Origin of the sequence: Streptomyces sp. NPDC013187 (genome assembly GCF_042899705.1) — a bacterium.
In the GTDB taxonomy this organism is placed as follows: domain Bacteria; phylum Actinomycetota; class Actinomycetes; order Streptomycetales; family Streptomycetaceae; genus Streptomyces; species Streptomyces hawaiiensis_A.
In genome coordinates this window covers 50,406-74,962 of record NZ_JBIBAF010000010.1, presented here as the reverse complement: position 1 = coordinate 74,962, position 24,557 = coordinate 50,406, and the positions used below count along the sequence as shown (strand labels likewise).

Annotated in this window: 23 protein-coding genes and 1 pseudogene; 14 read left to right on the top strand and 10 right to left on the bottom strand. The window is 70.0% G+C overall.

All coding sequences use genetic code 11. From position 1 onward, the window contains the following. The first annotated feature begins 8 nt into the window (after positions 1-8). A complete protein-coding gene (gene tpg, locus ACFY5B_RS22290; RefSeq protein ID WP_389971780.1) occupies positions 9-566 on the top strand; it encodes a telomere-protecting terminal protein Tpg in 558 nt (185 codons plus the stop codon). Positions 567-578: 12 nt separating this feature from the next. On the opposite strand, the gene ACFY5B_RS22285 is transcribed toward tpg, so the two are convergent. After that, a complete protein-coding gene (locus ACFY5B_RS22285; protein ID WP_389971778.1) occupies positions 579-1,172 on the bottom strand; it encodes a dihydrofolate reductase family protein in 594 nt (197 codons plus the stop codon). A 67-nt stretch (positions 1,173-1,239) separates the two neighbouring features. Here ACFY5B_RS22285 and ACFY5B_RS22280 point away from each other — a divergent pair, with 67 nt between their 5' ends. Continuing rightward, a complete protein-coding gene (locus tag ACFY5B_RS22280) occupies positions 1,240-1,854 on the top strand; it encodes a TetR/AcrR family transcriptional regulator (RefSeq protein ID WP_389971776.1) in 615 nt (204 codons plus the stop codon). Positions 1,855-1,905: 51 nt separating this feature from the next. On the opposite strand, the gene ACFY5B_RS22275 is transcribed toward ACFY5B_RS22280, so the two are convergent. From ACFY5B_RS22275 to ACFY5B_RS22260, 4 genes are all read right to left on the bottom strand, one after another. Then, a complete protein-coding gene (locus ACFY5B_RS22275; RefSeq protein ID WP_389971774.1) occupies positions 1,906-2,382 on the bottom strand; it encodes an ATP-binding protein in 477 nt (158 codons plus the stop codon). A 109-nt stretch (positions 2,383-2,491) separates the two neighbouring features. After that, complete coding sequence (locus ACFY5B_RS22270) at positions 2,492-2,983, bottom strand: DUF2975 domain-containing protein (RefSeq protein ID WP_389971772.1); 492 nt, start codon at positions 2,981-2,983, stop codon at positions 2,492-2,494. A 101-nt stretch (positions 2,984-3,084) separates the two neighbouring features. After that, entirely contained in the window at positions 3,085-4,896 is a 1,812-nt protein-coding gene (locus ACFY5B_RS22265) for a S8 family serine peptidase (RefSeq protein WP_389971770.1), read from the bottom strand. 515 nt (positions 4,897-5,411) lie between these two features. After that, positions 5,412-5,567, bottom strand: coding sequence for a hypothetical protein (locus ACFY5B_RS22260; protein ID WP_389971768.1), 156 nt, complete (start codon positions 5,565-5,567; stop codon positions 5,412-5,414). Positions 5,568-6,043: 476 nt separating this feature from the next. Between ACFY5B_RS22260 and ACFY5B_RS22255 the strand changes: the two genes are divergently transcribed. After that, positions 6,044-7,039 carry a phosphotransferase family protein gene (locus ACFY5B_RS22255; protein WP_389971766.1) on the top strand — a complete coding sequence of 332 codons (996 nt, stop codon included), beginning with the start codon at positions 6,044-6,046 and terminating at the stop codon, positions 7,037-7,039. Positions 7,040-7,064: 25 nt separating this feature from the next. Beyond that, entirely contained in the window at positions 7,065-7,301 is a 237-nt protein-coding gene (locus ACFY5B_RS22250) for a hypothetical protein (RefSeq protein WP_389971764.1), read from the top strand. Positions 7,302-7,383: 82 nt separating this feature from the next. Here ACFY5B_RS22250 and ACFY5B_RS22245 read toward each other — a convergent pair whose 3' ends face one another. The 3 genes from ACFY5B_RS22245 to ACFY5B_RS22235 form a co-directional block, all read right to left on the bottom strand. Then, complete coding sequence (locus tag ACFY5B_RS22245) at positions 7,384-10,155, bottom strand: hypothetical protein (protein WP_389971762.1); 2,772 nt, start codon at positions 10,153-10,155, stop codon at positions 7,384-7,386. Between the two features lie 405 nt (positions 10,156-10,560). Beyond that, the gene (locus ACFY5B_RS22240) at positions 10,561-11,442 is read right to left on the bottom strand and encodes an alpha/beta fold hydrolase (RefSeq protein WP_389971760.1); all 882 of its coding nucleotides are present in this window, start codon (positions 11,440-11,442) and stop codon (positions 10,561-10,563) included. Positions 11,443-11,614: 172 nt separating this feature from the next. After that, positions 11,615-12,193 carry a TetR/AcrR family transcriptional regulator gene (locus tag ACFY5B_RS22235; RefSeq protein WP_389971758.1) on the bottom strand — a complete coding sequence of 193 codons (579 nt, stop codon included), beginning with the start codon at positions 12,191-12,193 and terminating at the stop codon, positions 11,615-11,617. 110 nt (positions 12,194-12,303) lie between these two features. Here ACFY5B_RS22235 and ACFY5B_RS22230 point away from each other — a divergent pair. The 6 genes and pseudogenes from ACFY5B_RS22230 to ACFY5B_RS22205 form a co-directional block, all read left to right on the top strand. Next, positions 12,304-12,615, top strand: a pseudogene (locus tag ACFY5B_RS22230) (acyl-CoA dehydrogenase family protein); the annotation flags it as partial. A gap of 157 nt (positions 12,616-12,772) precedes the next feature. Then, positions 12,773-13,207 (top strand): VOC family protein, encoded by a 435-nt coding sequence (locus tag ACFY5B_RS22225; RefSeq protein WP_389971756.1) that lies wholly within the window; start codon positions 12,773-12,775, stop codon positions 13,205-13,207. A 135-nt stretch (positions 13,208-13,342) separates the two neighbouring features. After that, positions 13,343-13,468 carry a hypothetical protein gene (locus ACFY5B_RS22220; protein ID WP_389971754.1) on the top strand — a complete coding sequence of 42 codons (126 nt, stop codon included), beginning with the start codon at positions 13,343-13,345 and terminating at the stop codon, positions 13,466-13,468. Positions 13,469-13,603: 135 nt separating this feature from the next. Then, positions 13,604-14,485, top strand: a complete 882-nt coding sequence (locus tag ACFY5B_RS22215) for a glutathione S-transferase C-terminal domain-containing protein (RefSeq protein ID WP_389971752.1) — start codon at positions 13,604-13,606, stop codon at positions 14,483-14,485. A 209-nt stretch (positions 14,486-14,694) separates the two neighbouring features. Next, positions 14,695-16,017, top strand: coding sequence for an aldehyde dehydrogenase family protein (locus ACFY5B_RS22210; RefSeq protein ID WP_389971750.1), 1,323 nt, complete (start codon positions 14,695-14,697; stop codon positions 16,015-16,017). A 225-nt stretch (positions 16,018-16,242) separates the two neighbouring features. After that, complete coding sequence (locus ACFY5B_RS22205) at positions 16,243-17,691, top strand: serine/threonine-protein kinase (protein WP_389971748.1); 1,449 nt, start codon at positions 16,243-16,245, stop codon at positions 17,689-17,691. A gap of 104 nt (positions 17,692-17,795) precedes the next feature. On the opposite strand, the gene ACFY5B_RS22200 is transcribed toward ACFY5B_RS22205, so the two are convergent. Next, a complete protein-coding gene (locus ACFY5B_RS22200; protein ID WP_389971747.1) occupies positions 17,796-18,539 on the bottom strand; it encodes a beta-glucanase in 744 nt (247 codons plus the stop codon). A gap of 876 nt (positions 18,540-19,415) precedes the next feature. Here ACFY5B_RS22200 and ACFY5B_RS22195 point away from each other — a divergent pair. Together ACFY5B_RS22195 and ACFY5B_RS22190 are read left to right on the top strand one after the other, a co-directional pair. Then, positions 19,416-20,711 carry an NlpC/P60 family protein gene (locus ACFY5B_RS22195; protein WP_389971745.1) on the top strand — a complete coding sequence of 432 codons (1,296 nt, stop codon included), beginning with the start codon at positions 19,416-19,418 and terminating at the stop codon, positions 20,709-20,711. An 86-nt stretch (positions 20,712-20,797) separates the two neighbouring features. Further along, on the top strand, positions 20,798-21,034 hold the full coding sequence (locus ACFY5B_RS22190) for a hypothetical protein (protein WP_389971743.1): 237 nt from the start codon (positions 20,798-20,800) through the stop codon (positions 21,032-21,034). 337 nt (positions 21,035-21,371) lie between these two features. Here the strand turns inward: ACFY5B_RS22190 and ACFY5B_RS22185 are convergent, their stop codons facing one another. Next, entirely contained in the window at positions 21,372-21,869 is a 498-nt protein-coding gene (locus ACFY5B_RS22185) for a peptidylprolyl isomerase (protein ID WP_389971741.1), read from the bottom strand. Between the two features lie 334 nt (positions 21,870-22,203). Between ACFY5B_RS22185 and ACFY5B_RS22180 the strand changes: the two genes are divergently transcribed. Together ACFY5B_RS22180 and ACFY5B_RS22175 are read left to right on the top strand one after the other, a co-directional pair. Further along, the gene (locus ACFY5B_RS22180) at positions 22,204-23,724 is read left to right on the top strand and encodes a fused MFS/spermidine synthase (protein ID WP_389971739.1); all 1,521 of its coding nucleotides are present in this window, start codon (positions 22,204-22,206) and stop codon (positions 23,722-23,724) included. Positions 23,725-24,038: 314 nt separating this feature from the next. Beyond that, positions 24,039-24,548: a hypothetical protein gene (locus tag ACFY5B_RS22175; RefSeq protein ID WP_389971737.1), complete on the top strand. Its 510-nt coding sequence runs from the start codon at positions 24,039-24,041 to the stop codon at positions 24,546-24,548. Positions 24,549-24,557: the final 9 nt, after the last annotated feature.

Below are 24,557 nucleotides of genomic sequence, written 5' to 3'. Positions count from 1 at the left end.
CGGACGCCGTGGGAGAAGTCGACGACGCCATCGAGCGCGCCGAGCAGGAGGCCTTCACGCGCACTCCACCGAAGACGCTCAAGGGCCGGATCAACTTCCTGCTGAGGCAGCTGAAGACGACCCGGGCCGTGGCGGCGGAGCTGGGGGTGAGCCGGCGGTCGGTGGAGCGCTACCGCACGGGTGAGCGCAAGAGTCCGCCGAAGGAGATCCAGCAGAGGATCGAGGCCGCCGTCCGGTCCCGCTGGCAGCCTCAGGTCCGCAGACGGCGGCGCAAGGAGGCCGCCTCCACGGGTGGGATCACGGTGGAGACCCGAGCCCGCTTCGGCTACACGGCACCGATCGGCACGACCGACGACGGCCGTTTCCGCCGACTCACGGTGCACCTCCCCCCGGCTTACGCGCAGCAGCTGTTCGACGCCCGCGAAGCAGGCGCCGGCGACCAGCAACTACGGCAGATCATCGCTGACGGATTCAGGGAAACCTATTTCCAGGACGGCGGAGCCCGGGCACTGGGACTCTCGGACGTCGCCCTCAACGACATCGACTACATCGACCTCGACTACTGAGGCCGACAGAGCCTAGCGGCGGGTGAGGCGGGTGAGGGTGGCTCCGCCGGGGAACGCGGTGCGCTCGGCGACATCGAAGACGGTGGGGTCGAAGGCGCCGTCGACCGCCGGGACTCCGCTCCCCGCGATGACCGGATAGGTCTTGATCAGCAGCTCGTCGATCTCGGGCGACACGGTCCCCGCGAGCCGGCCGCCTCCGCAGAGCCAGATGTCCTGGTCGGTGTCGGCTTCGCTCTTGAGTTCGCGGACGAGGCCGAGCGGGTCGCTCGCCACGACGGTCACTGCTGGGTCGACGTCGGGCTCAAGGGTGCTGGACACGACGTACTGGCGCAGGTGTGCGTACGGGCTGGTGATCCCGTTGTCGTGGGGGAGGCGGTAGGTGCCGAGGCCCATGAGGACGGTGTCGAAGCGCCGGTTGGGCTCGTCGGCCACGCCGGCGGCCGCGCGGTAGGCCGTCGGGACGGTTTCCGGATACAGCATGTTGATCCAGTTCGCGTAGGCGGCGGCCTGCTGTTCGTCGCCCTGCGGAAAGAACCCGGACTCACCGCCGGGGCCGGCGATGCGGCCGTCGAGCGATATGCCGATGTAGTACACGAGCTTCCGCACAGTGGTTCTCCTCGTAGTACTCTGCATGAAGTGGTTTGAACGTAGTACTACGCCTGGAGTGGTGTCAATGGTGAGACGGAACGACCGGCGGCGCGCGGCCCTCGTCGACGCGGCGATCGAGGTGCTGGCCCGCGAAGGCGCACGGGGCCTGACGTTTCGGGCCGTGGACGCAGAGGCCTCCGTCCCGGCCGGCACGGCATCCAACTACTTCGCCAGTCGCGACGACCTGTTCACACAGGCCGGCGCCCGGGTGTACGAGCGGCTCCAGCCCGACGAAGCGATGATCGCGCGACAGCGGGCGGCCGGCCGCGACCGGGAGACCTATGTCGGTCTGATGCGCGATCTGGTCGGCCGTGTCGCGTCCTTCCGCACCGGTTACCTCGCCCTGCTGGAACTTCGCCTGGAGGCCACCCGGCGCCCCGAGCTGCGCGAGGTCCTCACTGAGCGGGTCCGCGCAGACGTCGACGCCAACGTCGCCCACCACGAGGCTTCCGGCCTCCCCGGCGACGCCACGGCCGTCAAGCTGCTCATGCTGACGCTGAACTGGCTGATCGTCGAGCAGCTCACCCTGCCGGACGTCTTCACGGAGGCGGAGCGTGAACAACTGGTGACGGCCGCGGTGGAGCGCATCGTGGCGGCCGATCAGCGCCGGGTGCCGCCCGGTCGCAGTGGGCACCGGTGAGACCGGCGTCGGTGAGAGCGATGCCCGGCCCCACCGGTTCTCGCGCCGGTTCTACAGCATTTGGTGCCCGGCCGGGGACCCGCCGGGGTCGTCGGCGAGTACGACATCGGCGGTGATGCGCTTTCCGACCGGCTCGCGGTGGATGGCGAAGCCGACGCAGACGGCGGCCACGATCTCGAGGCCGTGCTGTCCGATCCGGCTCGGGTCGGGCGCCAGGATCGCCGGCAGTGTGGTGCTGCTGTCCCACACGCTGGTCCGTACAGTCCCGTCCACGATGTCCAGGGTCAGCAGGCAGGGGCCGGGAGCGTACTTGCGGGCATTGGTGACCAGCTCGCTGACCACGAGCTGGACCATCCCCATGGCCCGGCTGGAGACCGGCAGGCCGTGCACCGCCTGCACCCGGGTCAGGAACGTCCGGGCCAGGTCGCGGGCTTCAGCGATCCCGGTGTCGCCGTCGAACGCCGCCGAAACGGAAATGGCGCTGGTGGACAGCGGATCCGGGCCGTTTCCTCCCACTTCCTGATCCATGGGGGGCGTCGCGTCCTTCGAGTATTCGTCCAACACGAACCGCGCTTACCCACAAAGCGCCAGGCAATGCCACCGGCGCCCGCACGCGAAGGTCCGACGGCGACCGGTGTCAGATCACCTCGTCCAATTGGGCCTGCATCTGTGACGCCTCGGCGTCGCGAGCGACGGCCTGCGCGAGCAGCATCCGCAGCACGAGCACGATGAGCGCGACACCCAGGATGGCGAGACCGATGCCGCCCATGATGACGGTGACGCCCGGGTCGTCCCGCTGGCCCGGCGCGTTGAGGATCGTGACCGCGAACCATACGAGGGCGGCCGCCACGATCGAGCCGATCACGACATCCACATACCGGAAGGCTGCGGGGGAGAACACGGTCCTGTGGCGCACCATCGTCACCAGCCGCCAGACGCAGACCAGGGCCGCCTGGGCCGCCGCCAGGCCCAGGATCGTGATCACGCGCAGCGGGGTCAACGGGAGCGAACCGTCCTCCGGATCGTTCCCGCTGACCAGAGCCCACACCATCGACGCCTGGACCAACACGCTGCCGACGAGCAACACCACGAGCACGGCGCGCAGCGCGCACACTGCCAGCTTCCCCATGACCCATCCTTCAATCGACTTACGATGGGAACCTATCGAATTTCGATAGGGTGGGCAAGGGGTGACGGGGAGGAGGTGCGCGCTACGGCGCCCTCTCCCGCCTAGAAGGTCAGATTCCAGGTGTCGATCCGGCCGGTGTCCTGTGTCGCGATGTCGCGGACACGCAGCTTCCACGTACCCGACGCGGTCTCGGACGAGGCGTCGACGGTGTACGTCTTCACCACGTCGTCCGCGCTGTCGCCGTCGGCGAAGTCCTCCAGGGGGTAGACCGATCCGTCAGGGGCGACGAGCGACAGCACCAGGTCGCCGCGGTACGTGTGCTTGACGTCAACGCCGACCTTCAGCGCGGCCGGGGTATTTCCCGGCACGCCGGTCACGGTGATCGGTGACTCCACCGTGGCGTTGTCGGCGACGGCGACGTCGGTGGTGTTCTCGAAGTACCGGCCCGGCTGCGGCCCGGTGCCGCCGACGGCCTTCAGCGCGTCGACCTGGCCCTCCCCGAAGAACGCGTTCTTCGCCGTGGTTCCGGTGCAGCGGCCGTCGGACGGGCACGCGATGTCCGTGGCCTGGCTTCCCAGCCGTGCCCGGAGGTCAGCGGGGGTGGCGGCCGGATCCGCGCTCTTCAGCAGCGCGGCGACACCGGCCACATGCGGCGAGGCCATCGACGTGCCGTTCATGTTCCCGTACTTGCCGCCCGGGAGCGTGGAGTAGACGCCGTAGGCTCCGTCGCCGCCCGGCGCCCCGACGTCGATGACGTCCCGGCCGAAGTTCGAGTAGGACGCCTTGATGTTCCCGTTGCCCATCGCCGCGACGGTCACGACACCCGGCAGCTCCGTCGGGATGTCGACACACGCGTTGGTGATGGTGCGGTTGACGGGGGTGGAGTCGTTCGGGCTGGAGTTGTCGGTGCGCTTGTTCGCCAGGTCGTAGTCGGAGTTGCCGGCTGCCGCGACCTGCAGCGAGCCCTTGCCCTCCGCGTACTCCTGCGCCCGGCGGACACCCTCGATGATGGCCGCCTGGTCCGGGTCGTCGGGGCAGTTGAACATCCACGGGTCCGTGTAATAGCTGTTGTTGGTGACGTCGAAGCCGTGGTCGCCGGCCCACATGAAGCCGCAGATCGTGTTCTCGGCGAAGAACATGCTCGTAGTGGGCTCGGCGATGCGCACGGAGGCGATCTTCACGCCCGGTGCGACGCCGACGACTCCCTTGCCGTTCTTCGCTGCGGCGATGGTGCCCGCCACGTGGGTGCCGTGGGTGCCGACGTCACGCCAGGCGCCGGCTCGGGTGTCGGCCTTGCCGTAGGCGCAGGAGGCGGAGTCCGCCGCGTCGAAGTTGGGCGCGATGTCCTGGTGCCGGTCGTCCACCCCGGTGTCGAGGACACCCACCGTGACAGACGGGGATCCGGTGTTGACGGCCCAGGCTTTGTCGGCGTTGATCCTGGTCATGTCCCACCGCGCGGTCTCGGTGAGCGTGGTGGACGACTGCGCGGGAGCACCCGGCAGGGTGGGCGAGTAGGCGTCCGCGGGGACGTCCGAGGTGCGGGTCGCACCCACCTTCTGCACGCCCGCGACGGAGCGCATCGCGGTGGCGAAACCGGCCGAGGAGGAGTGTGCGACCACCACGCCGATCGCGTCGTAGTGCGCGAAGACCGAACCGCCGTTCGCCGTCACGGCGTTGCGTGCGGCCGACGTGTCGCCGGGGGCGGTGATGACGAGGTAGGAGCGGGTTCCGGCGGCCCATCCGGCGGCGGACTGGACGGGCGTGGCGGCGCGGGGCGCGGCCGGACCAGGCGGAAGGCCGGTGTCCACGTCGGCCGCGCCGGCGGGAGTGGCCAGCGTGAGAGCCGCTCCGACAGCGGCTACGGACAGCAGCGACCGTCTGAGACGGTGCCGGGATATGCGGGGGGTTGTCACAGCATCCTCCGAGAGCCCGGGGCATGGGTGGCGCCGACCGGGCCGTGGGCCGAATGGGTCGACGCAAGATTTCAGATGAGGGCATGACAAGGGAAGAGGCTGCGGCGCACCGATGGTCGCGAGCAGGCAAGTGGGTGGCTCCGCTCCGGATCAAGCCCGGACGCGACCGGTCAGCCCACTGGCGGAGTGCCTGTCCTGACGCGATCGAGGGCCGCGTGTTCACCTCGTCGGGCCGCGTGGGTCGAGGTGGGCGATGGTGCCGGAGCTGCAGAGGAATCGGCCTGCCGCCGCTCCCCCCAGGAGAGGGACACTGACGAGCCCCATGGCCAGAGCGCCCGCGGAAGCGACTGCCACCGCCGTCGAAGAACGGACACCGGGCTCGCTGAAGACCGTGAGGTCGAGAATCCAGAGGTATGGCCCCGCGACGCCACACGTCGCGACCAGCCAGGTGGCCCGAGCACGCCCCAGCAGCGTCCCCAGCAGGAGGGACGGAACAGGCCCGAAGATCAGCATGCTCAGGAGGGGGCCACGCCCGACAGGTCCAGGATGCCCACGGTGCTCGGCAGCCAGGGAATCACGGTGATCAGTGCCGCCCACGCCAGGGACGTCGCGACGAGCCAAGTGGACCTTCCCGCGGTCATCGCCCCCTGGCGCGCTGCCTTGTCCTGCATCCTCACCCACCCCTGTGCGGCTGAGCGCGATGCTCCCACCAAATTTGAACGCGTTCAAGGTTCGGTTGGGTCGCCTGGGAGGCCGATGACCGGCCGCCATCGATCGGCCGCCATCGATGGCCCCGGGGGAGTGGCCGGGATCACCACACGTCCGAGCTGAGTACGGAACAACCACCGCTGGTTGCCCGTTGAACAAAGCGTGGGTGCGGATGGGACAGTGTCCCCGGGCCTCACCATTCGCCCACAGGGACGATCGTTCGGCTGAAGCCCTGTGGAGCCTTTCGCCGAGAGGCGACCGCCATCCGCACCCACCACCGGACCGCCCCGGCCGTGATCCCCCGTCCGGCCGGGGCTCTGCCGCGACCGGGCCGTGCAGGGGGCGCTGCTCCGCGCACTCCCTACGGCACATCGTTCGGCAATGCGTGGTGGTTCGCGTAGGGTGCCCCGGTCGTCGAGTGGGAAGGCGGGTCGTGGGCATGGCACCCCGGACAGTGACACGAGAGCAACTGGCGGGGGCGGCGCGGGCCGCCCTGGGAGGCGGGCGGCGGCTGGAGACGGTCGAGCGGCTCACGGGCGGCAGCAAGAAGGGCGTCTACCGGCTGACGATGGACGACGCCACGACTGCTGTGGCCTATCTGTGGGAGACGTCGGAGAACTACTGGCCGACGGCCGAGGGCGACGACGACCTCACGAATCCGTTCTCACCCGGTACCGGCCTCGACCTGTTCGAGGCCGCACGCGCGCGGCTGGACTCGCTGGGCCTGCGGGTTCCCGAGCTCCACCTCACCGACCGCGACGGCATTCACTACCCGGCCGAGCTCGCGATCCTGGAGGATTTCCCCGGCGAGAACCTGCTGGACCTGCTCAACCGCGATCCGCGCGCTGCGGAACCGACCATGGCGCGCCTCGCCGACGCGCTGGCGGCGATGGGAGGTCACCGCGGTCCGTCGTTCGGCAAGGTCGGCCTGATCGACGCGGGCGGGGTGTCGCGGTGCGCGTCGGGTGAGCAGGCCGCGCTTGGCTTCGGGCTGCGCTGCCTGGCCGAGGCGGCTGCCCGTGACGGGAGGATCGCGGGCGCCCGCGACCGGCTGGAGGAGCGGCTCCTCGAGCTCGCCGCGGCGGTGCGGCCGCGTGCGGAGTACTCCGTCGTCCACGGCGAACTGGGCCTGGACCACGTACTGGTGGACCGGGCCGGCAACCCTGTTCTGATCGACATCGAGGACCTGATGTACTTCGACGTCGAATGGGAGCACGTGTTCCTGCGGCTCCGCCATCCCGACGACCACTGTCGACGGTTGGCGGCGGAGGGGCTCGAAGAGGACAGGCTCGCGCTCTACACGCTCGTCCAGCGCCTGTCACTGACGGCGGGTCCGCTCCGGCTGCTCGAGGGAGACTTCCCCCACCGGGCATTCATGAAGGCGATCGCCGAGCACCACGGCCGTGAGGCGCTGGCGCTGGTCCCGATGATGTAGACGCCGTCAGGACACGGATTTGTGGGTGCTGCCCGCGCCTGCGGCCGTCGATGACCCCCTCGCTGCTCCAGGGAACGCCGAGGCCGGTCAACGGCGCGGGGCGATGGGCGCGGGCGCGCCACGCAGGCACACCCGGCCGATCCTCGCCACGCTCCTCGCGGCGCGCACCCGGGGCGACTTCACGAACTTCTTCCGCCAGCGCGGCGGCCGAGAGCCGCGGGAGTGCCGCGGCACGGCGCGTGGTACGCAGCCGACCGACTGACTCGAGACGTCCTCGGGAAGCGCGGGGCCCGGACAGACCGGACCCCGCGAAGAGAGTGCTCGTGACCCCTCGTGCATCGTGCCTACGGCTTGTCGAGCACCGTCCCCGTCAGCACCGGCCCGTCGGGCAGCGGATCGGCGTGGCGGTCGGTCAGCGCGAGGCGCATCGACTCGGCCGGTTCGGCCACCTTGTCCTGGACGGTCGGCACGACGAAGTCCACGCCGGTGCTCCCGGGCGGGATGTGCAGCCATACCCACAGGTGCGCGTCGGACAGCGGCCGCTCAGGGTCGGGCACGTCACCGGACCAGTCCTTGAGCCACTGCGGGTCCACGTCCTTGGTGGACAGCTCGGCGCCTTCGGTGACCGGAAGCACCCGCACCGGCTCGTAGAGGTCCACCGCCGCGGGCGCGTCCACGGACAGCCGCCAGGTCAGCGTCTCTCCCTCGCTCACCCGGTCCGCGACCGGCGACAGGGTGATCACCGGCGCGGGGTCGTCGTTCTCGACGGTGAGCCCGCCCCGGTACTTGCCGACGACGGCGCCCCGGACGGGCTTGACGGCGATGTCGTGTTCCACGTCGTCGCCGTAGGCCGTGTCGCCCTTCACCTCGACCGGGATGTCGACCGCGCCGCTGCCGGGCCGTACCGTCACGAGGCGGTTCCCGGCCCGGCCGCTGTCCGGGTCGAGGACGTACACGCGGACCTGCCCGCTGCCGCGCCCGGAGACCTCGACCGGGATCCGGTAGGTGCGGGTGCCCGAGTCGCCCTCCTTGACGATCGTGCGTCCCACGTCGACGCGCGGCAGTGCGGCCGTCTTCACCACCGGAGTGCCGGGGGCCCAGCCCCAGGCGTCCATCAGCCAGGCCCGCCCGGACCGCGAACGGGGCGTCAACGCAAGGGACTTGACGTGCTCGAGATCGAGCCCGGCCCGGGTCGCGGCCGAGAGCGGGACGCGCAGTTCCTGCGCCCAGTGGGACGCGGTGGCGGCGGAGCCCGGGAGCCCCGCCACCTCGACCCGCCCCAGGGTGGCTCTGCGGTTCCGGGAGTCGGTGACGGACACGTCGAACTTCGTGCCGGTCGTGTTCGGCGGTACGAAGACCCGTAGCGCGAGCTTCTGCGACCCGCGCAGGGAGAGCGGCTTGGCCGGAGTGACAAGCCCGGCCCTGCCCGGCGCGGACCACTTCAGGTCCACCGCGCTGCGGCCGGTCTCCTGCTGCGTCTCCCATGACGCGAAGTGCGGTGACGATCCGAGGGTCTCCGGGGCCAGACAGGCCACGGCCGGGTCGGGGTCGATCGCCGAACACAGCCGGGCGGCCCCGGTCACCTTCACCCCGCCGTCCGGCAGGAACCCGCCGCTGCGGCGGCCGCCGACCGCGTGGGTCAGCACCCGGGCCGGGTCCGCGGACGGGGCCCGCTTGCCGGAACCGTCGAGCAGCGGACGCACCCGATCGTCCCCGGCGACGAAGAGCCGGGCCGCGGCGGCGATGTACGTGGCGCCCGCCTTGTGCTGCTGGGCGGCGGTCAGCCGGGTCGCGGCACCCGGTGTGCACACCGGGTCCGGCGCATCCGGGTCGGTCCGGAAGTCGTCACTGGCCGGTGCGACGGCCTCGCCCGGGGTCCACTCGGTGTTGAAGTAGTTGTGGTTGGCGCCGGCCATGTAGACCGCGCTGTGCAGTGCCGTGCCCCGGCTGATCCCACGCGTTCCGTCGACGAAGGCCTCGCCCTGCAGGTCCGACACGTCGCCGTCGCAGCCCGGCAGCAGCGTCATGGACGGCACGTCGGCGACCGGGTTCTGCCCGAAGATCGTAGGTGCGATGAGCACGGCCCCGCGCACCTTCCAGCGTACCGGGCCCCGGTAGCCGTCCTCGGCGGTCGGCGGCGGGTACAGGCTGTCCAGGGCGGCCCGGTTGACGCCCTCGCCGCCGCGCGAGTGGCCGACGAGCAGGACCCGGGACAGGTCTGCCTTGGGTGCCTTGCGTACCACGGCCGGGGCGGAGGAACGATGGGCGGCCCAGTCGGCCCAGCGGGCGAGGTGCTGCCGTACCAGCGAGGAACGCGCCTGCGCGCCGGCGTCCTCGGTCTCCGAGTCCTGGGCGTTGATGCTGTTCGCCGAGATCGACACCGTCACATAGCCCTGGGAGGCCAGCAGTTGCTGGTCACGCAGATAACCCAGGTAGCTCGGAATCGGCTGGTAGCCGTCCGCGCAGGGCCAGTCGCCGGTCACGTCGTCCTCGGAGCCCGGCTTGTAGCAGCTGTCGTGGCGGCCGTGCAGGAACAGCGCCAGCGGCCGGCTGCCGGTGGCACCCTTCGGCGCCACCACCTGGGCGGTCATCTCCACCGGGGTCGCGTATCCGGGCAGGCGGACCGGGTCGAGGTCGTACTCGCCGGTGACCGTGCGGTACGAGCCGGGTTGGCCCGGATCAACGCCGTTCGCCGGTGCCTGTGCGGGCATTCGTCCCACGCGCGAGCCGGACCTGCGCGGGTCATCGGCTGCCGCGTCCAGCCGGCGGCCCGCGGCCATTACCTGAAGGTCCGCCAGCTGCCCGGTTCGCGCCTCGTCGAGGGCGAGCCGGAAGGTCCGACCGTCCCTCGCCGGCTTCGGCACCCCGAGCAGCCGGTCCTGGGTGCGGAACTCGACCCGCGCATCTCCCATGGGCACCGCCATCGGTGCACGCCAGACCAGCTCACGCGCCCCGGCCTGTCCGTCGATCCGCCATCCCGGCGGAAGCGGGTTCTCGTCCGTAGCCTTCAACAGCCCTGATTGCCGCGGCTGTTCGGCCTGTGCCGGTCCGGGCGAGCCCGCCAGGGCCGCCAGCACCGCCACGGCGGTCACACATATTCGCCGGGCACGGATCAATGATCCTCTCCTCAAACCCCGTGCGCAGACGTCCCGTCGGTCCCGGGCGCCTCTCGCGTCACCTAGGACGGGGAGGGGTGTCTGTGGGTTGTCTGTGCGGAGTGGCCGAGATGGCGGACGAGCGATGCGCTCGGTGAGTGCGGCTGACGGCTCTCCGATACGTCGTCGCGCAGCATGCTGCATTCATGCACGCACCGTTCATCTCCCTCGCCGGGTTCGGCGGCGAGGAACTGCTGAGCGAAGGGCAGATCTGAATCCTGCCCGTCCGCCATCCCCTCGCCGCGCGCAAGTCGCTGTCCTTGGCCGACGTCGCCGGCATCCCGGTTCTTCCGCACGCCCGCTGGTTCCGCGACGGCACTGCCCCTCCGGCCGCCGGGGCTTCCGGCTCCGGCGGCCGGGCGCCCGTTACCGGTGTGCGGCCAGGAACGGCAGGACGACCTCGGCCATCTCGTCGGGTACTTCCTCCGCGAGGTCATGGCCCGCGTCGAAGACATGTCCGGTGACGTCATGGGCCACGAGTCGCGCCTGGGACTCGTTGCGCTCGCCGATGAAGGCGGAGCCGCCGAGTGCGAGGACGGGGATGTCCAACTTCTGCCGGGCGGCCCGCCGGTTCTGTTCGGCGTCGGTGAGCATCGCCCGGTAGACGGCGAGCATCGCGCGGATGCCGCCGGGCATGGAGTAGCAGCGCACGTACTCCTCGATGGCGTCGGGGGTGGCGGTGTCGGGGTGGCTGCGCTCGTTCTTGATCATGTAGGTGATCAGTTCGCGTTCGTGCCCGGCGATCAGCATCTCGGGGACGTCGGGCTGGAAGTAGAAGCCAAGGTGCCACAGGTGCATGCCACTGGAGACGTTCTCGGGGGTGAGGGCCGTGTGGCCCTCGAAGCCGAAGCCGGGGAAGAGAGCCTCGGCGAAGACCAGTGACGTGGCGGCACCGCGATGCCGGGCGGCGAGCTGATAGCCGATCACCGCGCCCCAGTCCTCGCCGATCACGGCGTAGGTCTCGTGTCCGAGACGAGCCATCAGCTCGGCGACGTCGTCGCTCATCGTCGCGGAGTCGTAGCCGTCCGGGGGGCGGGCGGAGTCGCCGAGGCCGCGCAGGTCGGGTACGACGACGGTGTGGTGGGGCGTCAACTTCGGCACCAGGTGGCGCCAGTGGTAGCCGGTCTTGGGTACGCCGTGCAGCAGCACCAGGGCCGGGCCGGACCCGGCCGTCCGGTAGTGCAGGCTCGTTCCGTTGACGGCCGCACGGCCGGTACGCAGGGGTGTTGTGGTGTGGTCGTACATCATGACGTGCTGCTTCCCGTCCTTCGTGCGGTGGGGTCGATGAGGTCGGCGGGCGGCTCGGACCGTCGGTGCTGACGGGGGCGACGCCGTCGCGGCCGATACGAGTGCCCGTTTTCTTTATCAAGCGTTACAGATTCGGGGCATGGAGAACGCCCGGCCGAGGCCGCGTGGCGGCTCAGTCGAGAGCGGTCAACGCGACCTCTACGAGGGGTTCGAGGGCGGACGCATCCGGTGTGATCTTCGCGGAGACCAGCAGTCCGTTGAGAAAGGTGACCAGGAAGGCGGCGACCGTGTGCGGGTCGTGCCGCGGCGCGATCTCACCGCGCTCCATCCCGGCCCGCAGCACCTCGGTGAGCGCTTCCCGGCTGGCGTCCTGCATGTCGCGCACGGTGTGCCGGGTCACCGCGTCCTGAGGCAGTCGCTCACAGACGGCGTTGACGGCCAGGCAGCCCTTGCCGCCGCTCCGGACGGCGATGCGGATCCGCTCGGTCAGCAGCGTACGGATCGCCGCGCGGGCGTCCGACCCTTCCTCCAGGCTGCGCAGGGCGGCCGCCGCGAGGGTGCTGCGGTAGTGCTCCAGTGCGGCCCGGTAGAGGCCCTCCTTGTCGCCGAACGCGGCATACAGCGAGCCCTGCCCGATCCCCAGGTGCTGGGTCAGATCGCGCACCGACGTCGCCTCGTAGCCACGCGTCCAGAACAGGTCCATGGCGCGGCTCACCGCCGCCTCGGTGTCGAATTCCCGGGTCCTTGCCATGGCCTCACCGTAACCTATCTGGATCGCTCGCTCAAGAAAAGTGATCGATGCCTTGTCCGGCAGGGGCGGCGACTGGGTGGCGCCCTTGCGGTTTCCGTTGTCAGCACACTGCGAGCGGGCTGCTGCGCGAGGCCGCCCGTCAGGTCGACGCGGCCCGTGCCCACCTGACCGACGACTCGGCCGCCACCGCATCGATCGCGGTCGCCACCGCCAAGGTGACGGCGGCCGAGGCCGCGGTGGAGATCGGCAGCGCCCTCTTCGAGGTCGCCGGGACCCGCTCGGCGCTCGACTCCCTGGGCCTGCACCGCCACTGGCGCGACGCCCGCACCCACACCCTGCACGACCCGGCCCGCTGGAAGATCCAGCACATCGGCCGCTCCGTGCTGAACGGCACCAGACCGCCCCGGCACGGACTTCTCTGAGGCTCCGGCCATGGACCACGTCCTGGCCTCACGGGAGCGCGCGGCCACACAGAGCTGACGTGGGCGCTCCGCGCACCGCAGCGCCGGGCGGTGGCATGCCCAACGTCCCCGCGCATGCCGGGAGATGAGCGACCGAGTCCCTTGCTATGGTGCGCCGATGTCATCGATCAAGCAGTTCCAGGTCACCTTCGACTGCGCAGAGCCCGCGCGCCTCGCCGGCTTCTGGTGCGAGGTGCTGGGGTACGTCGTACCGCCGGTCCCGCAGGGCTTCGCCACGTGGGAGGACTACCACCACTCGCTGCCGCCCGAGGATCAGGTCATCTACTTCGCGTGCAGTGATCCCTCAGGCGTGGGCCCGCGCCTGCTCTTCCAGCGCGTCCCCGAAGGGAAGGTCGTCAAGAACCGCGTCCACCTCGACGTGCGAGTCGGCACGGGACTCGTCGGTGAAGAGCGCCTCGCCGCGCTGGAGGCCGAGTGCGCACGACTGGTCGCGCTCGGCGCGGTGCACGTACAGACGATGGCTGCCGATGAGGAAAACGAATCATGCATCCTGATGCAGGACATCGAGGGCAACGAGTTCTGCCTCGACTGAGCATCCTGCGCGACGGTGAGATCGGGCCGGCTCCCTGCGTCCCGGACTCCGGACGGAACATCGGTAGCGCCTCTTGACGTGGCGGGAAAGGCCCCTGACACTCCAAAGGAGACTTCCCTAGTGCATGGGTAGGAAATGATGGAGCGTCCGGAGCCGACCGCCGACCGCGCCCTGCGCGTCGGCCGGTCTGCTCTGCTGCTCACCTCCCGTCGGCACATCGATCTCCTGCGGGTCTGCAGCGCCGCGAGCCCTCTGCGCTGAAACCGGGGTGTCCACAGGCACCGCACTCCGCCGCGTGCGGGTGTGTGCCCATCCCCCCGGCGTGCCCGTTCCGTGCGTGCGCTGCCCGCCGCACCTCCCAGAGCCAGCAGCCGGATTCGGACCACAGGGAGACACATGCCGTCCACACCCCTGACCACCGTGCCGCCCCTCCTCTCCTCGCGATCGTTCCGAGGCAGGATCGGCTGCGACGCGAACAGCGGCTATTACGCCGTGCCGTGCCGCTACCGCCTTCACCTTTCGCTGTCCTGCCCGAACAGTCTGCAGATCGCCATCACCCACAGCCTGCTCGGACTGCAGGACACCCTCCCGGTCGTCCTGCTGCCGGCGCTCCCCGACAGGCCCGACGGCGGACACTCCGCGCTGCACGACTTGTACGAGGCCAGCTCCCATCGGCACCCCGGACCCGCTGTGGCACCGGTGCTGAGCGACAGCTGGACGGGACGGATCGTCACCACGCACTCCTCGCACATCCTGCGGGACCTGGCCCGCCACTTCGGCGGTGACACCCAGGACCGGCCCCTCCTCTACCCGCGAGGCGCGGAGAAGGAGATCGAGGCCGTCGAACGCCTCTGCGAGGACCGCCTCGACCACGCCGCACAGGTCGCGGGGCGGGCCGACATCGACGACGCGGCGCGCCACAGTGCTCTCGCCTCCCTGCTCCACGTCCTGGGCTCACTGGAGAGGCGGCTTGCCCACCAGAACTTCGTCCTCGGGGACGAAGTGACCGCCGCCGACGTACGGCTGTGGGTCGCCCTGGTCCAGCTCGACACCGTGCACCGTCTGCACCTGGACGCCGCAGCGGTCCACCGCATCGCCGACCATCCCCACCTGTGGCGCTACGCACGCCGCCTTGCCGCTCACCCCGCCTTCGGCCGCCATCTCGATCTGGACGGCATCGCCCACAGGCACCACGCCCGTTGCCGGGGCCTGGAGGCCGCAGGGGCAGCGGTACAGATCCTGGACTGGGCGCTCCACATCGCGGACGCACGGCAGTAGCCCCTGCCCGCGCGTGTGCGGACGGTCGCACGGCCTGACCCCGCCCGACGACTCCACATCGCGTGCCGGCGATCACTCGGCCGGCGCGTGAGTCTCGTCACGAAGCCGATTCGACGGGATGCGGAGGAGCAGGAGAAAGGTTGGCATATACATCTGATCGAGATTCCGCGCCGGGCGGGCGACCACCCGGCGCTCACCGGAGAGGCGCCATGAGTCACCGCACACCCGAGAACCCCGCCGACGTCGTGGCCCGGCTGCGCGCCACCTTCCGCACCGGACGCACCAAGCCCCTGGAGTGGCGCACCGGCCAGCTGCGCCGCATGCGGGCGATGCTCACCGAGCGGGGCTCCGACCTCGCCGCCGCCCTCCACGCCGACCTCGGCAAGAGCAGCACCGAGGCCTACCGCACCGAGATCGACTTCACCATCCGGGAGATCGACCACACCCTGGACCACCTCGAAGGGTGGCTGCGCCCCGAGTCCGCTCCCGTCCCCGCGCACCTGGGCGCCGACGCGACCGCCTGGACCCGGTACGACCCCCTCGGTGTCGTACTCGTCATCGCCCCGTGGAACTACCCGGCCCAGTTGCTGCTCGCCCCGGTGGTCGGCGCGCTCGCCTCCGGGAACGCGGTCGTGGCCAAGCCGAGCGAGCTGGCCCCGGCCACCTCCGCCGCCCTGGCCGAGCTCCTCCCGGCCTACCTCGACACCGACGCGGTCGCCGTGGTCGAGGGCGGTGTCCCGGAGACCACGGCCCTGCTGGCGGAGCGGTTCGACCACGTCTTCTACACCGGCAACGGAACCGTAGGCCGCATCGTGATGCGCGCCGCGGCCGAGCACCTCACCCCGGTCACCCTGGAACTCGGAGGCAAGTCCCCGGTGTTCGTCGACGGCGACACCGACCTCGACGTGGTCGCCGACCGGCTGGCCCGCGGCAAGTTCATCAACGCCGGGCAGACCTGCGTGGCCCCCGACTACGTCCTCACCACCCCGGAGACGGCAGCCGCCCTGGAGACCGCCCTCGTCCGCGCCGTCGACGCCCTGTACGGAGCGGACCCGGCCGCCTCACCGGAATACGGCCGGATCATCAACGAGCGGCACTTCGACCGGCTGTCCGCCCTGCTCGACTCGGGCCGTGTCGTGACCGGCGGAGGCAGCGACCGTACCGGCAAGTACATCGCGCCCACGGTGCTCGCGGACGTCGACCCGAAGTCCCCCGTGATGCAGGAGGAGATCTTCGGGCCGATCCTGCCCATCGTCACCGTGTCCGGCCTCGACGAGGCGATCGACTTCATCAACGACCGCGACAAGCCCCTCGCGCTGTACGTCTTCAGCGAGTCCGGCGAGACGCGAGACCGGATCGCCGAGGAGACTTCCTCCGGCGGCCTCGGATACGGCCTGCCGCTCGCTCATCTCACCGTCTCCGACCTGCCGTTCGGCGGGGTGGGGGAGAGCGGCATGGGCAATTACCACGGCAGGTACTCCATCGAGACCTTCAGCCACCGCAAGGCGGTCCTGGACAAGCCGCTGAACTGAACTCGTCGTTCGGGCGCGCACCGTACCCCACCGCCGTCGCCACTCGTGAGACTCCCGGCGTTGTCCTGACCCGCCGCCCGGCCCCGCCGGGCGCTCGTCAGGCCAGGGGGAGGGGCGGAACACCCCCACTGTTGTGCAAGCGGCGGATGGATGGGTACTTGCGTTCGGCGGCACGTCGACGGCGGGCCTGTGAGCGATGCGAGTGCGCGGAGTGGGGAGATCGAGGTGGGATTGCGCGAGGTGCGGGGCGCCCGGGCTGTTCGAGGCTGTGCCCGGATACTGGCGGGCCGCTACCGCTTGGATGCGCTGATCGGTTCGGGTGGCGCGGCTGACGTGTACCGCGGGTACGACATCCGGCTGCGACGGCCGGTCGCCGTGAAGGTGTTCCGCCCCGATACCGGTTTCGACACGGAGGAGGCCTTCCGGAGGGAGGCCGTGATCCTCGCCCGTTTGCACCATCCGGGGCTGGTGACCGCCTTCGACGCCGGACACGATGACGGCGATGCCTTCCTGGTCATGCAGCTGATCGACGGACGCACCCTGAAGTCCCGCATCGCCGAAGGACCCTTGTCGTGCGAGGCTGCGGCTGCGCTCGGGGCGGCCCTGGCCGAGGCTCTGGCTCATGCCCACGAGGAGGGGATCGTCCATCGGGACGTCAAACCGTCCAACATCCTCCTCGACTCCTCCGACCGCGCCCACCTCACGGACTTCGGCATCTCCCGGGTGCTGGATGCGGCCACCCGTACCGCTACCGACAGCCTGACCGGCACGGCGGCCTATCTGTCCCCCGAGCAGGTGCTGGGTCGGCCGGTCGGCAGGCCCGCCGACATCTACGCCCTCGGCCTGGTCCTCCTCGAGAGCCTCACCGGCCGACTCGAGTACGACGGCGGCCCTCTGGAGTCCGCCGTAGCGCGTCTGCACCGCCGGCCCGTCCTCCCCGACTTCCTGCCCGACGGCTTCGCAACCCTCCTACAGGACATGACGAGCCTGGAGGAACATGTTCGTCCCGGGGCGTACGACTGCGCCCAGACGCTGTCCCGTCTCTCCGGAGCGAGCGCAGGGGCGCCTGCCGCATCCGTTGCCCGGCCCGCGCTCAGCGTCGTGCCCCTCGCAGTCGCGGAGCGCGCCGACCGTACGCACCGGAATGTGTCGCCTGTCGCGCACGAGCCTGGGAGGTCGAGTGCCTCGACAGGACTGCCTCGGGAGGTGTCTCGATCCGCCTCCGTACGCGGCGGCCTGCGAACGCGTGGACTGGCAGCTGCACTCGCCGCCCTTCTCGCCACCGGCCTGGCGGTCACCGACGGCTTCTCACAGCACGATGCCACCGACGAAGCGGCCCCGTCCGCCCCGGATCCGGCCGCTCCCACCACCCCTCCCGACGCTGCAGACCACAAGGACGACGCGCCCTCTACATCGGTGACCCGGCCTTCGCGCAGCCCTTCCGACTCCGCTCAGCCGCTGAGCGACTCCGCCCCCGTGCGCGACGTTCACCCGCCCTCCGGCAAGCCGAACCCCGGCTCCCGCCCCGCCACTACTGACGGCGCTCCCGAGCGGACCGCGGCCGCAGTCGCCAAGGACCGGGCGAAGACCCCCGATGTGCTGCCGGGTCAAGCACGGGAGAAGCGAAGGGGTAAGAACACGGCCCCGATCGCACAGCCGAACCACAGGCCCTGACAGCGGCGATGGAGGAAAAGCAGCTGTCCGACCTTGACGCCTACGCCCACGTCACCCGTCGAGGCGACACTGTGTCTGCCGCGTTGTCGCGCGACGCCGACTGATCAGGTCCTCTCCGACGGGGCCCCGGTTGGAGTGTCGCTCGTGGTGGGTCGTCGTACGAGCAGGTGGCTGACCTCGTATGACATCTCGGTCGTTTCCGGCTGGGGTGCGGGATGGTATCGCCCGGCGCATACGGAGAGATTGACGATGAGGTAGGCGTGCCAGGTGCGGCCCACGCCTCTCCCGTCGGTGAAGACCGGTCTGCCGTTGAGCCACCAGTCCACCGAGCGGGTGCCGAAGACGGTGCGCAGGTTCACCCAAGCGCCCGGGCGGATCACCTGGTCGTGGTGGTAACGGTTCGTGCCGCGTACGTGGTTGGTGAATTCGAGCAGGTCTGGGTTGTCCGGGTGGTACTCGAAGACGTCGATCTCCTGGTCGCCGTCACGCCAGGTCCAGATCGCAGGCCAGGCGCCGATCTCCTTCGGCAGCCGCACCCGTGCCTCCAGCACATCCCCGGCACGGACGGTGAAACCTTCCTCACTTCCCTCGGTGGTGAGCAGCCCGGTGTTCCACCGGCCGTCCTGTCGTCGTCCGGCACGGAAGACGCCGGAGCGGCTGTATGCGGCGTCGGCCACCAGGTGATCGAGTTTGTCGTCACGCGGGTTGACCGGCCCTCCGCCGGGATAGGCCCACGAACGGCCCGCCACCCATTGGGTGGTGGAGGTGAAGTCGGCCGTGAAGACGACCGGTGGGGAGAGGGGGCGGCCGGGAGGGGGAAGTGAGCCGGCAGGTAAGGGTTCGGTCATGCCGAATGTCTCACCGCTTGAAGGCCGCATATGCGCACAGCCCCCGGCCTCAGGGCGGATCTGACCCTTTCAGGTGAGTGGGAGACCGCCGACGACCATTGCTACCGCAGCTTTGTGCACTGTCCGTCACAGAGCCGTTGGACTGCGGGAGACCGGCGTCTGTTCGTGTCCCTTCCGCCTGCGCGCCGGTGTTCGGAATCGCCCGATGGTGGAACTGATCACGGGTGGGCGACACTTGATCCTGGAACACTTTCCGGGGGCGGGCCCGGGGGAGAGGCGGTGACGACGAGTGAGTGAGCAAGGCGGCCGCGACTGGGTGGGCATGACTCCGGACGACTTCGACCGCGACGCGCCGCCGCGCCCGGAGGTCGACGGACGGATCCCGGCCGAGCTGGACGAATGCGGTACGGCTCCGCTGTTCGGTGATGAACCGGCGCCGGCAACGGCACGTGGGCCCGGTCCGCGCCCTTCTCGACGAGCCTGCCAAGGGCGGCTGTTCTGACCCTCGGGTGGTCCGCGCGGAGCACAGAGGCCGCTCGGTGCCGCCTCCTGGGTGCGCCTCAGAAACCGCGCCAGTGAGTTCAATTGCGTCGGCGTCGCGAAAGCAGGGGCGAAGGTCACAGTGGCATATCACGCATTTCGCTCTTCGATCTTCACGGAAGACGCACAAGTTAGCTAAGTTGGTCACCGTGTGCACAACTCGCACCGATGCATCGGTGGGTTTCGTGCGCTCTCAGAACGGAAGGAGTGCCCTTTCCATGGCGCTGGAACGAACCTCGCGCCCCGGAGTGACCGACTTCCCGGACAAGGCCGACTCCCTTGCCCCGGAGGCTCTCACTGCCGAGGTCCGGCTCTCGCATTTGGCTGGTGCCCGCGTTGGCGACTGACAGCGAAGGGCCGAGCCCCGACGAAGTGCGGCGGTGGGTCGACAGGCTCTACGACCGGGCCGAGAGCGACACGGGCACCTTCAACGCGACCCGTGCCGCCGCGATCCCGCGTCAGCGAGACGCGGCCGCCCGTAGCCGGTCGCAGAGTGACGCGGAGCCGGCGGGCGGAACCCTGGCCCGGAAGTGGTTCGACGCCGCCCGCGCCAAGCTGGGCCCGACCGTGCCGGCGTGGCACACGGGCCAGAGGGTGCCGGCCCGGCCCGACCGCGCGCCTGAGGCAGCACGCCCCATGCGTCAGGTGGAACGTCCTGCGGAACCCCGTGCCCTCGAAGCGCCCCCGGCACCCAGGGTTGCTGCGTTCGAGCTGACCGGCGGATCAGCTCAGGCACCGGCCACTGAGTTCCTCCCGGAGCTCCCCGCCCAGCGTGCCGCATCGGCCGAGGCAGGCAAGCCCCGGCAGGACGAGAGCACTTGGCGAGCCGGTGCGCAGTCGGTCCTCGACGCCGACAAGGCGGCGTGGCCGCTGTACGAGCCCTCGTCGGCGCCCGCACCGGAGTTCAGCCCGCAATCCACTGCGGTGCTGCCCGCCGTTCCGGACCTCACCGCGGCGCTGCCCACGGTTCCTGAGCCCGCAGCGGCGCTGCCCGTTGCCCCTGCCCCCACCGCCGGTCCTCACCAGGCGGATCTTCCAACGACCGGGGCGGAGACGTACGGTGCCGGTCGTGCGGCCGTCGCGACCGCACCGTACGCCACCGCTCTGACCGCCGATCTCACCGCTCACCACCCCTCCGGTCCACCGGCCGAGGTGACCACCGCTACCTACGGCGCCGGCCTGCCGGACATCCCCACCTCAGGTGGAACCTCCACCACCACCCACACGCCCGGCGCCTACGGTGGATCCTGGCTGTCGCCGGGCCCGGGCCACAGCACCCGGACCGAGCGGGTGATCGCCTTCGCCCGTGCGCAGATCGGTCGGCCCTGCGTATGGGGCGCGGTCGGGCCGGGATCGTACGACGCCCCGGGTCTCACCCAGGCCGCGTGGAAGATCGCCGGTGTCACGCTTCCCCGGACCACCCAGGCCCAGTGGGGAGCGGGAGTACCGGTCTCGCTCGCTGACGCCCAGATCGGAGACTTGGTCTTCTTCCACGATGACCTCGGCCACGTCGGCATCTGGAGCGGCGACGGCATGATGATTCACGCCCCGGGGCCGGGAGCGCTCATCCGTGAGGAGTCGGTCTTCTTCGCCGGTCAGTCGGCGATCAAGGGCGCGATCCGCCCGGCCTGACGCCCCTCACCGGCCGGTGTGAGGTACGGGAGAAGTGAGGTGAGAGATTCCGCCATGTACGTGAGCGATCAGGGCACTGGCGGCTCATGACACTGCCCAAACCGTTGGGGACCGCACTGATCATCCTGCTGACCTACGTCTTTCTCGTACTGCTCATGCGCTACCGAAGAGACGGCATGGACTGGGGTCCGGCCCTACTGATCGGCCTGCTCGCCACACCACTGGCGCTCCTGGTGTCATGGGGCCGGGACCGGCTCATGGGGAAGGCGCGGAGAGCAGGTGAACGGGCGCGGGCTCACCGCCGAGGCGAAGCGGCCGAGTAGCGCCGGGCCATCGCCCCACCGCCGGTACAAGTCCGTCCGCCCCGGCCGAGCGCGTACTCAGTCCGACGCGTCCGGGGTCGGCATCACCCCGTGGCGCCAGCGGAGCAGGGGATCGTGTACTTCTTCAGCAACCGACCCGAGGGCCGCAGAAGGATTCCTGGGCGGCCGCGGGCCGGTGAGATGGGGCGGAGCGGGTGTCGGGAATCCATGTGATCCCGACACCCACAGCCGATGCTGCCTCCGGCCTCTTGTCGGGCAGCCGCTACCGGCTGTACCCGGTATGCAGCTCGAGTCGCGCCGATCACCTCGACGACCGGTCCGCACAAGCGGCGTACGGTCAGAGAGTGCCGCAGTCGGCGATGGTGATGGTGGCCGACGTACGGCCGGAACGAGAGCCGTAGCTCTCGATCTTCCGTACGAGCTCCATGCTGCTCTCGTCGGCGACCTCACCGAACACGACGTGCTTGCCGTCGAGCCACGACGTCACGATCGTGGTGATGAAGAACTGCGAACCGTTCGTGTTCGGGCCGGCGTTGGCCATGGAGAGCTGGCCGGGCTTGGTGTGCTTGAGCGTGAAGTTCTCGTCGGCGAACTTCTCGCCGTAGATGCTCTTGCCGCCTGTGCCGTCACCGCGGGTGAAGTCGCCGCCCTGGAGCATGAACTCCGGGATGACGCGGTGGAAGGACGAGCCCTTGTAACCGAAGCCCTTCTCGCCGGTCGCCAGGGCGCGGAAGTTCTCCACGGTCTTGGGGGCGACGTCGTCGAACAGGTTCATGTTGATCCGGCCGGCGGGAACGTCGTCGATGGTGATGTCAAAAAATACCTTGATAGTCATGCCCCCATCTTGACACCTGGCGCCTTACGGATCGGCCCGGGTACCCCGAAGCTCTCCGAGTGCCTGCGGACCCTGTGGCGGCCTGGTCTTCTCTCGGATTGTCGATGCGTCGTCGGTGTGAGTGCTCACGTCAGGCGCCCGTGCACACCGCGAGCAACAGCTGTTTCTCCGGTTACCTGCTTCGGACCCTGTGTGACCGCTGACCGCAGCTTCATCAACCCCGCCAGAGGCCGCAGGCGGTGCTGCATCAATGGCAAGTCACGCCGTGCGGTGGCGGGATGAGAATCGCGCAGGGTGCCGCTCGGTTCGTGGACCGCATGCAAGACTGTCGCCCGTGACCGGATCGTCGTCTTCGCCTGTCGCTGAGAGCACGCCCGGCCGCGCCGGCCTGGGCCCGCGTGCCGCCGGCATGCTGGTGTTCGGGTCCTCGGCGGCGGTTCTGGTGGTCGAGATCGTCGCCTTGCGGCTGCTCGCTCCCTACCTCGGCCTGACTCTCGAGACCAGCACCATGGTGATCGGCATCGCGCTCACCGCCATCGCCTTCGGCTCATGGCTGGGCGGGCACATCGCGGACCAGGTCGATCCACGCCGGCTCATCGGTCCTGCGCTCGGAGTGTCCGGAGCGGTGGTGGCTCTCACCCCGTCCGTCTTGCGCAGCACCGCTGAGTGGGCACCGGCGGTGCTCTTGGTGATCGCGTCGCTGACCATCCTGGTGCCGGGCGCGCTGCTCTCCGCGGTGACCCCCTTCGTGACAAAGCTGCGTCTCACGAACCTCGCGGAGACCGGAGCGGTGGTCGGCCGACTCTCAGGAGTCGGCACCGTCGGCGCCATCGTCGGCACCGTACTCACCGGCTTCGTGCTGGTGTCGCGCTTGCCCGTCAGCGGCATACTGCTCGGCCTCGGAGCACTGCTGGTGGCAGGCTCGGCATGGGTCGAGTGGCGAACGCGCGGGTGGAGCGGTGCCCCGGCTCTGGCACTCATGGTCGTAGCGGGCGGTCTCGCCGTCACAGTCGCGCCCGGGGGCTGTGACGTGGAGACCAAGTACCACTGCGCACGAGTCGTCGCGGACCCCGACGGGGGCGCCGGGCGCACGCTCGTACTGGACGGTCTTCGGCACTCGTACGTGGACGTCGACGACCCGGCCCATCTGAAGTTCGAGTATGTGCGCGCCATCGCTTCGGTGGTCGACGCGGCCTTTCCGCAAGGTGAACCACTTGCCGCCCACCACGTGGGCGGGGGCGGACTCACTCTTCCCCGTTACCTTGCGGCCACGCGGCCCGGCACACACAGCCTCGTCTCCGAGATCGACGCCGGGGTAGTGGACATCAACCGTGAGCAACTCGGTCTGCGAGCGCAGGCCGGTATCGACGTGCGCGTCGAGGACGGCAGGCTGGGACTGCGGCGACTGGACACCGCAAGCCGTGACCTCGTCGTCGGCGACGCCTTCGGGGGCGTCAGCGTGCCGTGGCACCTCACCACTGTCGAAGCGATGACCGACGTACGGCGGGTCCTGGACGAGGAAGGGCTGTACGTCGCCAACCTCATCGATCACGGGGGAATGGACTTCGCACGTGCCGAAGTAGCCACCCTCAGCCAGATCTTCGAGCACGTCGCCGTCCTCGGCGAACCCGCCGACATCGGCCAGGGCCGCCCGGCTGCCGACTCCCGGGGCGGCAACCTGGTGGTGCTCGCCTCCGACCATCCGGTGGACCTCCGCGCGACGCAATCGGCGCTCGACTTCCGGCGGACCGGCTGGAAGATCACCACCGGCGAGGACCTCACCTCCTGGACCGGCGCTGCCCACGTACTTACCGACGATCACGCCCCCGTGGACCAGCTACTGCAGCCCCTGTAGTCCGCAGAGCGATCAATGAGACGCCGGCTCTCATGGCGTGATCGGTCATGGAGCCGTGCATGACGGATCTGATTGAGCGGTTCGGGCCGGCATGACCCACGGCGGGGCCCCAGTCTCCCGGTATCTCCGGCGCCAACATGCCAGTTGAACCGGCCCAAGCCTGCTGTGTCCGTGGCAACCCATAAGGTGTGCGCAACGTAACCAACGAGGGGCTCTCATGGGGTTCTCGGGGCACGTGGTCTTTGCTCGTAGCCGGCGTCCGCTGCTGGAAGCACCCGTGTTCGACAGTATCCATCAGGAACTGAACGACACCCGTGCATGCCTGGTGGCCGCGCGCGGGCGGCTGGCAGACCCTCCAGTTCGATCACGGACTGTGGGAGGACGACTACCTGTCCGCCCTGGTCAGATGGACCAACGCGCCGGCCTGCGTCGCAGAGGTCTCTGACAGCGACATCGCCCTCGTGACCGGGCTGGGAACCAACGGGCAGCGTTGGCAGGCGTGGCTCAACCTGGATAACGCTGCGGCACTTCTCACCGAGGAACCCGAGGACCTGGACGACGTGAGCCTGTGGGTGGGCACACCCGAGTTCAACGAGGCTGTGAGGCGCAAGCGCGCGGAGCTCGACATGGCCGTCCCGGCCGACGCCGAAGGCGCCCTCGTTTGGGCCAGAGCGGCTGGCATCCCAGCCACAGCGCAGCAGTCCCGGATCGAAGACCTACTGCGCTCGCGGGAGACCCTTGCGGAGGACCTCTTCGGCGCGCTGCTGGACCAGTTGGGCTTTCCCCCGGCCGCCCAGCCCTCGGAACATGGGAGGCACCTGTGAGGCCCGTGC

Excerpts from the sequence above, each read along its gene's own strand:
- ACFY5B_RS22280 (WP_389971776.1), top strand. The coding sequence starts at position 1,240 with ATGGTGAGACGGAACGACCGGCGGCGCGCGGCCCTCGTCGACGCGGCG.
- ACFY5B_RS22275 (WP_389971774.1), bottom strand. The coding sequence starts at position 2,382 with ATGGATCAGGAAGTGGGAGGAAACGGCCCGGATCCGCTGTCCACCAGC.
- ACFY5B_RS22270 (WP_389971772.1), bottom strand. The coding sequence starts at position 2,983 with ATGGGGAAGCTGGCAGTGTGCGCGCTGCGCGCCGTGCTCGTGGTGTTG.
- ACFY5B_RS22260 (WP_389971768.1), bottom strand. The coding sequence starts at position 5,567 with ATGCAGGACAAGGCAGCGCGCCAGGGGGCGATGACCGCGGGAAGGTCC.
- ACFY5B_RS22255 (WP_389971766.1), top strand. The coding sequence starts at position 6,044 with ATGGCACCCCGGACAGTGACACGAGAGCAACTGGCGGGGGCGGCGCGG.
- ACFY5B_RS22240 (WP_389971760.1), bottom strand. The coding sequence starts at position 11,442 with ATGATGTACGACCACACCACAACACCCCTGCGTACCGGCCGTGCGGCC.
- ACFY5B_RS22235 (WP_389971758.1), bottom strand. The coding sequence starts at position 12,193 with ATGGCAAGGACCCGGGAATTCGACACCGAGGCGGCGGTGAGCCGCGCC.
- ACFY5B_RS22225 (WP_389971756.1), top strand. The coding sequence starts at position 12,773 with ATGTCATCGATCAAGCAGTTCCAGGTCACCTTCGACTGCGCAGAGCCC.
- ACFY5B_RS22220 (WP_389971754.1), top strand. The coding sequence starts at position 13,343 with ATGATGGAGCGTCCGGAGCCGACCGCCGACCGCGCCCTGCGCGTCGGC.
- ACFY5B_RS22215 (WP_389971752.1), top strand. The coding sequence starts at position 13,604 with ATGCCGTCCACACCCCTGACCACCGTGCCGCCCCTCCTCTCCTCGCGA.
- ACFY5B_RS22210 (WP_389971750.1), top strand. The coding sequence starts at position 14,695 with ATGAGTCACCGCACACCCGAGAACCCCGCCGACGTCGTGGCCCGGCTG.
- ACFY5B_RS22200 (WP_389971747.1), bottom strand. The coding sequence starts at position 18,539 with ATGACCGAACCCTTACCTGCCGGCTCACTTCCCCCTCCCGGCCGCCCC.
- ACFY5B_RS22190 (WP_389971743.1), top strand. The coding sequence starts at position 20,798 with ATGACACTGCCCAAACCGTTGGGGACCGCACTGATCATCCTGCTGACC.
- ACFY5B_RS22185 (WP_389971741.1), bottom strand. The coding sequence starts at position 21,869 with ATGACTATCAAGGTATTTTTTGACATCACCATCGACGACGTTCCCGCC.